At 41.6% G+C, this 12,206-nt stretch carries 10 protein-coding genes and 1 tRNA gene; 5 read left to right on the top strand and 6 right to left on the bottom strand.

Annotation, left to right across the window (positions count from 1 at the left end):
- The first annotated feature begins 521 nt into the window (after positions 1–521).
- From pdhA to I8751_RS10165, 3 genes are all read left to right on the top strand, one after another.
- Positions 522–1,556: a pyruvate dehydrogenase (acetyl-transferring) E1 component subunit alpha gene (pdhA, locus tag I8751_RS10175; protein ID WP_214439047.1), complete on the top strand. Its 1,035-nt coding sequence runs from the start codon at positions 522–524 to the stop codon at positions 1,554–1,556.
- A 218-nt stretch (positions 1,557–1,774) separates the two neighbouring features.
- Positions 1,775–2,644, top strand: a complete 870-nt coding sequence (locus I8751_RS10170) for an aldose epimerase family protein (protein ID WP_214439046.1) — start codon at positions 1,775–1,777, stop codon at positions 2,642–2,644.
- Positions 2,645–2,705: 61 nt separating this feature from the next.
- Positions 2,706–2,777 (top strand) — tRNA-Lys (locus I8751_RS10165).
- A 104-nt stretch (positions 2,778–2,881) separates the two neighbouring features.
- On the opposite strand, the gene I8751_RS10160 is transcribed toward I8751_RS10165, so the two are convergent.
- Together I8751_RS10160 and I8751_RS10155 are read right to left on the bottom strand one after the other, a co-directional pair.
- Positions 2,882–3,643, bottom strand: a complete 762-nt coding sequence (locus tag I8751_RS10160) for a circadian clock KaiB family protein (protein WP_214439045.1) — start codon at positions 3,641–3,643, stop codon at positions 2,882–2,884.
- 234 nt (positions 3,644–3,877) lie between these two features.
- Positions 3,878–5,146 (bottom strand): type IV pilus twitching motility protein PilT, encoded by a 1,269-nt coding sequence (locus tag I8751_RS10155; protein WP_214439044.1) that lies wholly within the window; start codon positions 5,144–5,146, stop codon positions 3,878–3,880.
- 715 nt (positions 5,147–5,861) lie between these two features.
- Here I8751_RS10155 and I8751_RS10150 point away from each other — a divergent pair.
- Together I8751_RS10150 and wecB are read left to right on the top strand one after the other, a co-directional pair.
- Positions 5,862–6,236: a hypothetical protein gene (locus I8751_RS10150; protein ID WP_214439043.1), complete on the top strand. Its 375-nt coding sequence runs from the start codon at positions 5,862–5,864 to the stop codon at positions 6,234–6,236.
- 153 nt (positions 6,237–6,389) lie between these two features.
- Positions 6,390–7,505, top strand: coding sequence for a non-hydrolyzing UDP-N-acetylglucosamine 2-epimerase (gene wecB, locus I8751_RS10145; protein ID WP_214439042.1), 1,116 nt, complete (start codon positions 6,390–6,392; stop codon positions 7,503–7,505).
- 209 nt (positions 7,506–7,714) lie between these two features.
- Here wecB and I8751_RS10140 read toward each other — a convergent pair whose 3' ends face one another.
- The 4 genes from I8751_RS10140 to I8751_RS10125 form a co-directional block, all read right to left on the bottom strand.
- Complete coding sequence (locus tag I8751_RS10140; protein ID WP_214439041.1) at positions 7,715–8,317, bottom strand: peptidoglycan-binding protein; 603 nt, start codon at positions 8,315–8,317, stop codon at positions 7,715–7,717.
- 222 nt (positions 8,318–8,539) lie between these two features.
- Positions 8,540–9,445: a M23 family metallopeptidase gene (locus tag I8751_RS10135; protein WP_214439040.1), complete on the bottom strand. Its 906-nt coding sequence runs from the start codon at positions 9,443–9,445 to the stop codon at positions 8,540–8,542.
- 226 nt (positions 9,446–9,671) lie between these two features.
- Complete coding sequence (locus I8751_RS10130; protein WP_214439039.1) at positions 9,672–10,085, bottom strand: DNA mismatch repair protein; 414 nt, start codon at positions 10,083–10,085, stop codon at positions 9,672–9,674.
- A 226-nt stretch (positions 10,086–10,311) separates the two neighbouring features.
- Positions 10,312–12,039 (bottom strand): succinate dehydrogenase/fumarate reductase flavoprotein subunit, encoded by a 1,728-nt coding sequence (locus tag I8751_RS10125; protein ID WP_214439038.1) that lies wholly within the window; start codon positions 12,037–12,039, stop codon positions 10,312–10,314.
- Positions 12,040–12,206 lie beyond the last annotated feature (167 nt).

The raw sequence follows: 12,206 nt of genomic DNA, 5'->3' as shown, positions 1-12,206 counted from the left end.
ATAAGAAAAACCATAATAAATTTCATTGGTGGATTGGTGTTGTACTGGTAGAAATCTATGATTGATTGTATTTAGTACTGCGATCGCCCTGGTGATACGGTGATAAAAACACCACCGTAGGGTAGATTTTTATAACAATAGGGAAAAGTATAGTAGCATAATTCAAATTAAACTACAACTTTATACTTAGACTCATAGAGATTTTCAATGCCATCTTTTCTAAATTGTTCATGGATAGGCAGAAACCAAGCTATTCTGTTTGATAGCCTATAAGCGGGATCTGGGAGTAGAAAAACTCAGAGAACGGCTATTACCGTTAAGGTTAAATCCTCGTTAAGTCAAGGATAAAAACGCAAAGTTTGCCCATTCTCTATTTACCTATTCTCCATAACCTTTTGTGGTGCATAAATTTTAGTTGTTGACTCCAGCACTTCCCAGCTTGTTAAAAGCAGATATTGTGTGAAAGCAACCTATTTTTGAGTTGGTAAATTTTAGTTTTACTAAAGGGATACTAAAAAATAATGGTTCAAGAACGCACGTTACCTACATATAATACTGCCACTACCCAGATCACCAAAGAAGAAGGGTTACGGTTGTACGAGGACATGACATTAGGGCGCTTTTTTGAAGACAAATGCGCTGAAATGTACTATAGAGGTAAAATGTTTGGTTTCGTCCATCTGTACAACGGTCAAGAAGCCGTTTCTACTGGTGTGATTCAAGCAATGCGACCAGGTGAAGATTTTGTTTCTAGTACTTACCGCGACCACGTTCATGCTCTGAGTGCAGGAGTCCCAGCAAAAGAGGTAATGGCAGAGCTATTTGGCAAAGCCACAGGCTGTAGTAAAGGGCGTGGTGGTTCTATGCACATGTTCTCTAAGGAACATGGCTTACTAGGTGGCTATGCTTTTGTGGCTGAGGGCATTCCTGTAGCAGCAGGCGCAGCTTTTCAAAGTAAATACCGCCGCGAAGTACTGAAAGATCCCAACGCTGACCAAGTAACCGCTTGTTTTTTTGGTGATGGTGCTGCCAACAACGGTCAGTTTTTCGAAACTTTGAATATGGCCGCCCTCTGGAAACTGCCTATTCTTTTCGTAGTAGAAAATAATAAGTGGGCAATTGGAATGTCTCACGAACGAGCAACTTCCCAGCCAGAGATTTACAAAAAAGCCAGCGTGTTTAACATGGTGGGCGTAGAAGTAGATGGTATGGATGTATTGGCAGTGCGAGCCGTAGCCCAAGAAGCTGTCGCCCGCGCCCGTGCAGGTGAAGGCCCAACATTAATAGAAGCTCTAACCTACCGTTTCCGGGGTCATTCCCTCGCAGACCCAGATGAACTGCGAAGCAAAGCTGAAAAGGAATTCTGGTTTTCCCGTGACCCAATTAAGAAACTTGCAGCTTATCTTCTAGAGCAAAATTTGGCAGATGAGCAAGAACTAAAAGCTATTGAGCAAAAAATTCAGGATGTAATCGACGATGCCGTTAAATTCGCCGAAAGCAGCCCTGAACCTAACCCCAGTGAATTGTATCGCTTCATATTTGCAGAAGACGAGTAATTGAAATGGGGCATGGGGCATTGGGAAGAAGGGTAAAGGGAAAGGGGTAAGGGGGAAAGGATTTGTTTCTTCATCCTTTACCCTTTAACCTTTAACCCCTTTGGGGTTCGCCAGTCGCTCATGGGGGAAACCCCCAAGACCGCGCTGGCTCACCTTTTCCCCTCTAGCTGCTCCCCTGCTCCCTGCTCCCTCTAGCCCCCAACCAAGGACTCAAATTTGTGTTTACCATTGACCTTCAACAGCAACAGTACAAAACCTACATCCTTTCTGATGAAACTGCTGGTTCTCAACTGGAAGTTGTACCAGAACGCGGCGGTATTATCACCTGTTGGCGCGTCCAAGGGCAAGAAATTTTCTATCTGGATACTGAGCGTTTTGCTAATCCTGATTTGAGTGTCAGAGGTGGAAATCCAATATTATTTCCTATCTGCGGCAACTTGCCAGATAATTCTTACACCCACAACGGCAAACAGTACAATCTCAAACAGCATGGCTTTGCCCGCGATTTACCTTGGGAAGTAACTGAGCAAGCAACCCAAAATCAAGCTAGCCTTACCCTCGTCCTTAATAGTACAGAGCAAACTAAAGCTGTTTATCCCTTTGACTTTCAAGTAGTTTTTATCTACAAGTTGCAAGGCAATACTCTAGAAATTCAGCAGGAGTATAAAAATCTCTCGTCCACACAACTGCCTTTTTCTACAGGTTTCCATCCTTACTTTTCGATAAAGGATAAAACTCAGCTAAAATTTGAAATTCCTTCCCACGAATACCAAGACCAGAGAAATAAGGAAATTCACCGATTTAATGGGAATTTTGACTTTAATCTCGATGAAATTGACGTTGCCTTTAAAGAACTCACAAGTCAATCGACTACGGTGATAGATAACAGCCGGAAGTTAAAATTGACTTTAGATTACGGCAAGGAATATCCCATTTTGGTATTTTGGACAATCAAAGGCAAAGACTTTTATTGTTTAGAACCGTGGACTGCCCCACGTAATTCTTTGAACACTGGTGAACACCTAACTGTGTTAGAATCAGGGGCTAGCTACAATGCATCTGTAAGGTTAACAGCTAATTTTTTCTAGACCCCTTTACAAAACTACAGATGTCTGTGCTATACTGGGAAAGTTGCGAAATGCAACGAAAGGGTCGCTAACTCAACGGTAGAGTACTCGGCTTTTAACCGATTAGTTCCGGGTTCGAATCCCGGGCGACCCATATAAGAATTATTGATGGTTATTCAAAGCTGACTCAGAGATATTCTGAGGCGATCGCTTATTTATAAAAATGTTGTTTGAAGACCCTGAAATTTAATCCTAAATTTAATTTTTGTCTGTAGCACCTAACATCTGTAAAAGTTTCTCAGCATTATCTAAATCCCCCACAATTCGCCGAATCGGCACAGGCCAGACTTTAACAAGGGTAGGAGTCGCAGAAACTTGATCGATTTCTGCTTGTTCTGGATTAGTTAAAACATCAACAACTTTCATAGTGTAGGGATATCCTAGCGATCGCTCTAACATTTCGTGCAGATTCTGGAGGATGCGTTCAGTATTGGCGCTATGCCCAGCAACAAACAGACGCAGGACATAACATTGTGGTTTTAACTGTACATTTTGGGCTGCTATGACTGGTTGAGAGTATTTTGGTACTGGTTGGGAAAGGTCTAAGTTTACGACTAAATCATGATCTTCCCAAAGTTGGGGAAATGAGGAGCGATAAGTTGCTAATACCATGCGATCGCACAAACCCTCTTGCCAAGGGGCTGTTTGCCAAACTAGCTCACCTGTACCGAAAATAGCGTTAAGCACAGCCTGATGTCGGATCACTGCTGGATAAGCCTCTGCAAATGTTCGCACTTGGTGGCTGTGCGGATCAAGCCAGTGGTCAATCGTCGCGGTGTAGCAAGGTACTAAAAAATGAGGTGGTTCTGGCAAATCTAAAATTTCTTGTAAAGCAGTGCATAAATGCAAATGCCATCGACCTTGTTTGTTTGAGTCGATGCAGTAAATTAAATCTCCTCCAGGTGTGAATAAGGCAATACCTTTGAACAACTGGGGTCTGGATAGTTTGTCTGTAGTCAAGTCAGTTACAGGGGCTAGGTAATTCAGAGAAGGGGAGCAGGGGAGCAGCTAGAGGGGAAAAGGTGAGCCAGCGCGGTCTTGGGGGTTTCCCCCATGAGCGACTGGCGAACCCCAAAGGGGTTAAAGGTTAAAGGGTAAAGGATGAAGAAACAAATCCTTTCCCCCTTACCCCTTTCCCTTTACCCTTTTTCCCAATGCCCCATGCCCCATTTCAATTCTTACCTTTTACTGTACCTAAACTCGTCCTCGGAGAAACTGTGCCATTTCATTTGGAGTTGGTGACATCTCTAAAGCTGTTTCTTCTGTAATGCGCCCGTCTTGGTAGAGTTCAAGCAGTGATTGATTCATGGTGATCATGCCATCAAAGCTGGCTTGCTTCATCAACTCGGTAATTTCATCATACTTACCGTCTTTGATCCATTCTTTGATAGCCTCGGTGTTGATCAAGATATCGTGGAATGCAGCCCGCTTACCATCAGTAGTGCGGCACAAACCTTGAGCAATTACCGCCACCAAAGACTCGGAAATTGCTACCCGCATCGCATCTTGTTCTTCACCTGAATACAAATTCAATATCCGTTCAATAGTTTTTACGGCGCTATTGGTGTGGAGGGTTCCCATTACCAAGTGACCAGTCTGAGCAGCTTTTAAGGCGGTGTTGACAGTTTCTTTATCCCGCATTTCTCCCACTAGAATCAAATCGGGATCTTCCCGCAGAGCTGCTTTTAAAGCATTGTCAAACTTTAGGGTATGCATTCCCACTTCTCTTTGTTTGACTAAAGACTTGCGGCTTTGGTGGACAAATTCAATCGGGTCTTCAATGGTGATGATATGTTTAGCCATCTCTTTATTGATGTAGTCAATCATCGCTGCCATTGTTGTCGATTTACCAGAACCAGTAGGCCCAGTCACCAAAATTAAACCTTTATGGTGATGGCAAATATCCCGAAAAATCGAGGGTAGTCTCAACTGTTCCATAGTCAAGATTTTCAGCGGAATCAACCGCAGCACCATTGAATAGCCCTTAAGCGAACCAAAGACATTAATCCGCACGCGAGCAAAGTCGTACTGAGTTGCGCCGTCAAATTCTAAGTATTCTTCAAAGCGCTGAATTTCTGCCTCACTCATTACCTCCTGCAACCAACTCATAAAAGCTTCTTTATTGGTTTCTGGATAATCCGTTGATTGAATTTCTCCTCGGTTGCGGAAACGAGGTATTTCACCGATACCTAGGTGAACGTCTGAATATCCCTGATCGTAAGCTTCCTTAATAATCTGTGCCAAGGTCAATCCTGGAGCGCTACTTTTTGGCATCGGTGGCGGAGGGCCCGGACGGTGGGCCGCACTAGATCCAGCACTGGAGGGAGTTCTATTCACTGACGACATATCCAACGTTTGTGTAGATTGGCGCTGCGTCATTAACGATGGTGGCAGCGGCGGCATTGGGGGCACATTTCGGGAAGCAACAGGATTTACACTTGATGGATGCTGTGATTCTGTCATATATCTTTAAAATGTGGCGTTCATAAACTTTAATTAGTCAAAAGTCTCTATTAGCAAGCTTTAAAGCGCTAGGAAGTAGAATTATGACTGTCTGTTTGCTTAAATTTTCAAAACAATGGTTGGTTACGTTTCAAAATCAATACTTGTATATTTTTTATCCATAACCTAATTCTCATAAGTTAATTAGAAAATTTTTGGCTTACATACCCTTGTTTATCACACTATAGCCCTATAGCAGCCTCAGCATTATTCCTATAAGACATCGTGTTATTCACTACCAATGTTTTATTGTAAATACTTTATATTGTTAAATGAAAAAAATTTTCTCAGCATAAATACAAGTTGCTAGCAATTAACAGCAAAATCAGCAGCAGATAATTTATTCAGCAACTTCTTAGAATTATGAGAGCGTTCATCAATTTTTATAAGAAGTGTTAAGCATAATCTAAGTCAAGAGTGGGAAATGCATATTAGGAGCTACTAGGCTTTAGCTTCTATTCCTGAAGACAGATGCCGGAAAGTAGTTTTAAACTTAATTGTTAACTTGAATTTACATTCATAATTACAAAAAATTAAGTGTAAACTTTAGTAAATAAATGCTCATTTTACTAATAGATTTTTATATACTTAATTTCACTGAAGAACAATTCAGTTGGCTCGTTAAAAGCGAGATATAGCTGAAGTTAATTATGCTGTGTAATTAGGAGGCAAAGTCATGGTTTTGGCTCAAAGCTCTAATCTAGGGAAGACCTACTCCTTGTTGGTGGTCAAAAGCTTTTTAATCTGGACTTTCACGTTGGCAGTATGCTTGTTGGTTGTCGGTTTTCCGTTAGTGGTTTTGATGGCTACGGTCGGTTGTCTGTTGTCAATTGTGTTGCAATCTGTAATGCCTGTTAGTGCAGTTTTACTGGTTGCTGGTGGTTTGATTATGTTTAATGTCATGGCAGTTGCGATCGCAGCTGGTGTGTTGACTTTCAAGGGAATACATCCTAGTGATGTTAAATGGTTAAGCTGGCTGCATGGAGAAGCAGACCAGGCGCAGACCACTGTCTATGCCGCTTGCCCTTTAACTTGTGACATCGAGCTATAGTTGATTCCACTAAATTCGACAAACAGTGCATCTGCCCGGTTAAGCCGGGTTTTTTCATGCTTATTTATAATTTGTTAGTTGTTAGTTGTCAGTTGTTTCTTCCACTGACCACTGACCACTGACCACTGACCACTGACCACTGACCACTGACTAATGACTAATCAAAAACGAGTTTGTATTATTTTGGGTACACGTCCGGAAGCGATTAAATTAGCTCCGGTAATTCAGGTTTTTCAAAATTCCCCAGACTTTGATTTGCAAGTAATTTTAACTGGACAGCATCGTGAAATGGTTGAGCAAGTGATGCAGCTGTTCAACTTAAAAGCAGATCACAACTTAGAGATTATGCAACCACAGCAATCTTTAAGCGATATTACTTGCCGCAGTTTGCGAGGCTTGGAAGCATTATTCCATGAAAAAAAGCCAGATTTAGTAATAGTACAGGGAGATACCACCACAGCTTTTGGAGCAACTTTAGCAGCTTTTTATCAAAAAATTCCTGTAGGTCATGTAGAAGCAGGGTTAAGAACAGATGATTTATTTAATCCTTTCCCAGAAGAAGCTAATCGGCGATTAATTTCTCAACTGATTCAATTGCACTTTGCACCCACTACTTTAGCTGTAGAAAACTTGCAACGTTCTGGTGTATTGGGAGAAATTCACTTGACAGGTAACACAGTGATTGATGCATTGTTAAATGTTGCTGCAACCCAACCAGCTTGTGATGTACCCGGTTTAAACTGGGATTCTAATCGCACTTTATTAGCAACAGTCCATCGGCGGGAGAATTGGGGAGAACCATTACAAGCGATCGCTCAAGGATTTTTGCAAATATTAGATAAGTTTTCTGATACTGCTTTACTTTTACCATTGCATCGCAACCCGACGGTCAGAGAACCATTGCAAGCGCTTTTAGGAAATCATCCCCGAATTTTTTTGACTGAACCTTTAGATTATGCAGAATTAGTAGGAGCAATTGGGCGATCGCATTTTTTGCTAACTGATTCTGGTGGTTTACAAGAAGAAGCACCTAGCTTAGGAAAACCTGTGCTAGTTTTAAGAGATACTACAGAAAGGCCGGAAGCAGTGACTGCGGGTACAGCTAAACTTGTAGGAACTACGAGTGAGAATATTGTTGCAGCTGCGACTGAGTTACTCAGTAACCCAAAGGCCTATGAAGCTATGGCCAATGCTATTAATCCTTTTGGAGATGGTCATGCAGCAGAACACATCTTGCAAATTGTAAAAAATTATTTACAGGTTTCTTAAGCAACGTCAAAAAGTAAGAAAGCAGGGACAAGGCTCATAGCATAAACGCAAGGCTTTCTCCTCTTCACCCCAATACTGTTCGGTTAAGCATTTTTAACTGGAAATTGGGCTTTGGGAAAAGTTATTGGGTAAGGGTTACAGGTTTTTTCCCCTTGAACCCTTCCCCTTTTCCCCTTAACCGAAAGATATTGCTCTTCACTCTGCCTCTTTTAACTTCTAAATAAAAAGCTACGAGTTTGAGGCCCAACTATACCATCTACACGTAAACCATTACTTGCCTGAAATTGTCTAACTCGGCTAGCAGTTACTGGGCCGTATACTCCATCAACTGTAAGACCACCTAAAGCTTGTTGTACGTCTCTAACAGGCTGACCTTTAGCTCCTATATTCAGAATCACTGGGCCGCCAACACCACCAGGTCTAGTGGTAGGACGAGGGTTAGATGTATCGCTAATCCAATTAGCAGCAACGTATCTACCTGTAGAAAGCCTAGCAAAACCGTTATTGTATCCTGTAATCGTTGCAACTGGGGCACCATTAGGGATACATCCTACAACTTGGTAGGCTGTGCTTGGGCCAGTACGAACACGTAGACAACTACCATTCGTTCTGACATAAGCTGCTGAAGCTATTTGAGCTTGGGTGAAAGCGGCAAAAAGTACACTAATGCCAGCTAAAGTTAGCCAAGCAGAAGATTTCAGTAGTTTTCCTAAATTGAATTGCAGCTTGGGGAAATTGTATTCGGTATATTCGGCTTGTCCAGTTGCCTCTTGGTTAGCAATAACCATGAGGGAGTAAGCAATATATTCCATGATGAGTACCTGTAAGTGATTTTAGAGAATTTATGTTTTCGGTATCTTTGATTACAAATAATCATAAAGCGTTTTTACTGGTAGCATAATAAAAAAATACTAAGAATTGGTAAATTTTTTCATTCAAAAGCGATCGCACTGATGAATATCAAGATTGGCAGGCGATCGCTTATCGAAAATATAAATAAAATTCAATTAAGATTTAATCTTTTCACTAATTTTTTATCTAGTTAAAGTATGAAAATTATCAGATCTAATCTGACTGCCATTTCGCCATACTTCCACTTTCTCACGGTTGACTAAATAGGAAAAACTACCATTATCTGCTTGATATGTATCTTTACCTATATTCCAAGCTGGGATTTTGACTGGCTGGCTGGGGTCTTGTTTCAATTGCCCAACATAAAATAAATGGCCATGATCATCACAAACTTTGACTCGGATGCTGGCAGTCTCACCTTCAATGACGGTTATGCCACTACATTTAGTATTAGTTATAGGTGCAACATTGGTAGGAATTGGTTGTGGAGGTGAAACTTGCTGAACTATTGGAGGTTTTGAGACTGGGCGACCTCTAGAAGCAGAGATAGTAACTGGCTGTGGTGGTATTTTGCTAGCCGTAGAAGAAGATAATTTTCGCAAGGGATCAGCCGCTAAACGACCATCTGGGTGAAATTCAAAGTGCAAGTGAGGCGCTGTACTATTACCTGTAGATCCCATTTCTGCAATGATTTGACCTTGGCTGACCTGTTGATTCTTGCTCACCAAAAGACGGCGATTGTGTCCGTAGACTGTGAGACTACCGTCAGGGTGCTTAATTTCTAAAGAATTTCCTAATCCCCAATTATCCCAACCTGCTTTGACCACTGTACCGGATGCCGCAGCTACAATTGGAGTGCCAGATGCCCCTGCAATATCAATTCCTTCATGTTGATATTTACGGAAGCCTTGAGAAATAAACCCTTGAGTTGGCCAAATTAAGTTGGAAGCAGGAATAGGAGTTTGCCGAATTGGAGAATTGTCTACTACCTGAGTGAAGGCGGAGGTAGTTGTACTGAATACAGCGATTGAGGATATTAATCCAATATAGGTATATCTACAAAATCGACCAATAGTAAGTTTTTTCATAATTAGTCAGTCTAATTTAAGATAATAATTCAGACATTCTTTAGTTGTCTGTTGTTTCAACCTGATATTGATTAAATCAGGAAAATAAACTTATAAAGTTGGCAAATTGGCAACCGCAAATTTTATACCATTGTCGGTTACAAATATAACTACCCATTAAGTAAAAAAATAAAGTTTCCTATGGTGGGCATCACCCACCATAAATTTGTCAAGTGTAATATTTTTCTTATTGTAAATATTCTCGTGTCAGCTGGTTTTTACCAAAAAGCTCCATATCATATTCCAGATTATCTAGAAAAATTGAGAAAATTGTTCTGTCATATTCACCTTCACAAAAGGTTTCTAAAAACAAACCATTTACTGGATTATGAATATAGGCTTTCATAAACATCAATTCAGAATTTAATTCGTTGACATATTCCAATAGCTCTAATTTATTTATATTTGGCTGACAAGAGTAAAGCGCTCTAATTAATACTCCTCGATTGGGAATATGTTTAACAATCAAATTATTCTTTCTATGATGACGACATAAAAGCAAATCATTATCTTCTTCAACATGATATCCATTAAATTCTAAATGATTACGATATCTCACTAAAGGATGAGCTAAAGAATCACCAATATTAATTTCTGGCATGGGATAAAGCCTCGCAAATTTTTCCAAAAATTAGGTTAGCTAAACTTAGTATTCCCACTCAGCTAGAAACTTCATCAAGACTGCCGCTAAAAATAATACTTACTGCATCTCAGTATATGTCGGAGGCCAAGAAAAGGTCTTATCAGACGCGATAAATCGCGTCTCTACATGAGGCTTTTTGGCTTAACTGAACAATATTGATTTTTAACCCTTAAGATACAATGACTTAATACCTGCGCTCTTTTGGCTCAAACATAGTAATTGCTACTGGACGATATTGAATGTCAATTCCTGCTGGTGAATAGTAAGCCATTGTGTGCTTCAGGAAATTAGTATCGTCTCTTTGGGGGTAATCTTCACGAAAATGAGCGCCGCGACTTTCTTGGCGATTTAGAGCTGATGCTAAAATTGTCTTTCCTACTACCATTAAACTCCGCAGTTCTAGGGCTTCTACAATTTCTGTATTCCAGCAACTGCCTTTATCATCTAAATAGATTTGAGGGTATTGCTGTTGTAATTCTTCTAATTTATGCAAGCCCTCACTCATTAATTCTTGAGTGCGGAAAACTCCACAGAACTGAGTCATGCAATCTTGAAAGGCTAGACGAATTTGGTTAATGCGATACTGTCCTGGCTGTTCTAGCAAAGCTTGAATTTGTTGCTTGGCTTCATTAACATAATATTGCTCATCTAGTGTTGGTAATTTGCGGTTTTGCACAAATTTGGCGATCGCCGCCCCAGTGCGTTTACCATAAACCACACATTCCAGCAGAGAATTACTACCGAGGCGATTAGCACCGTGGACAGAAACACAAGATGTTTCACCAGCAGCAAAGAAACCGTCAACTAAACTATCACCACTGCTACGGACTTGACCATCGGTATTCACTGGGATACCACCCATACAATAATGAATTGTCGGGCGGACTGGCATGGGTTGAGTTACTGCATCCACACCTACTAGGCGGTGTGCTTCTTCCCAGCAAAAGGGAACACGACTCATAATTTTTTCTTTGCCCAGATGCCGCAAATCAAGATAAACAAAAGGGCCGCCAGCGCTACCATCGGGATGAACACCACGACCTGCACGAATTTCGTAGGCGATCGCTCGTGAGGTAATATCACGAGGAGCTAGTTCCATGCGGCTAGGTGCGTAGTTAGCCATGAAGCGATCGCCTTCACTATTGATTAAATACGCTCCTTCTCCCCGTACTGCTTCGGAAATCAGCACTCCTACTGGATACAAGCCAGTGGGATGAAATTGGACAAATTCCATATCTTCTAAAGGCAAGCCGGCGATCGCAGTCATTGCTAAACCATCACCTGTAGAAGCATAATCATTAGATGTGGTGTTATAAACGCGACCGTAGCCGCCAGTGGCAAACATTACAGCCTTAGCCCGCATCACCTCTATATGCCCATCCAAGAGGCTGTACATTACTACACCCTTTGCCTGACCTTCTGACAAAATCAGGCGCATTACATACCATTCTTGGTAAATTTGCACACCATAACGCCGCAAATTATTAACCAATTCATGCAAAATCGCGTGACCAGTCTTATCAGCAGCATAACAAGTGCGGTTATGAGAATGTCCGCCAAAAGCCCGTTGGGCAATGCGACCATCGTTCAAGCGAGAAAATAAAACACCCATGTGTTCTAAGTCAATGACTACATCCGGCGCTTCTTGGGCGAGAATAGCCACTGCGTCTTGGTCTGCCAAGTAGTCAGAACCTTTAACAGTATCAAAAGCGTGAGCTTCCCAACTGTCTTCTGAATCCACATTTTTTAGGGACGCTGCCATTCCACCTTGAGCTGCGACCGAATGTGAACGAATCGGATGGGTTTTAGCAACTACAGCAATATTTAAACTAGGGTCAGTCCGGGCAATTTCTACAGCGGCGCGGCAGCCTGCTAATCCACCCCCGACAATAATTACATCATGTTCCAGCATAGTTAGCCCCTGACTGCAAAAAACGGTTGTTCTAGAACACCAATTCAGTAATAGTGGATGAACCTCTCCCCCATCCCCTCTCCTACGAGGCGAGGGGAGTTTAGCTCGCCCTTCCCTAGTAGGGAGGGGGCTGGGGGGTTAGGTTTTTGATTACTGAATCGATGCTC

It is taken from the genome of Atlanticothrix silvestris CENA357 (genome assembly GCF_016056295.1).
In the GTDB taxonomy this organism is placed as follows: Bacteria; Cyanobacteriota; Cyanobacteriia; order Cyanobacteriales; family Nostocaceae; genus Atlanticothrix; species Atlanticothrix silvestris.
This window is presented reverse-complemented; position numbering and strand designations above follow the sequence as displayed.

Coding starts and splice junctions, on each gene's coding strand:
- pdhA (WP_214439047.1), top strand. CDS start 522: ATGGTTCAAGAACGCACGTTACCTACATATAATACTGCCACTACCCAG.
- I8751_RS10155 (WP_214439044.1), bottom strand. CDS start 5,146: ATGACAGAATCACAGCATCCATCAAGTGTAAATCCTGTTGCTTCCCGA.
- I8751_RS10150 (WP_214439043.1), top strand. CDS start 5,862: ATGGTTTTGGCTCAAAGCTCTAATCTAGGGAAGACCTACTCCTTGTTG.
- wecB (WP_214439042.1), top strand. CDS start 6,390: ATGACTAATCAAAAACGAGTTTGTATTATTTTGGGTACACGTCCGGAA.
- I8751_RS10140 (WP_214439041.1), bottom strand. CDS start 8,317: ATGGAATATATTGCTTACTCCCTCATGGTTATTGCTAACCAAGAGGCA.
- I8751_RS10135 (WP_214439040.1), bottom strand. CDS start 9,445: ATGAAAAAACTTACTATTGGTCGATTTTGTAGATATACCTATATTGGA.
- I8751_RS10130 (WP_214439039.1), bottom strand. CDS start 10,085: ATGCCAGAAATTAATATTGGTGATTCTTTAGCTCATCCTTTAGTGAGA.
- I8751_RS10125 (WP_214439038.1), bottom strand. CDS start 12,039: ATGCTGGAACATGATGTAATTATTGTCGGGGGTGGATTAGCAGGCTGC.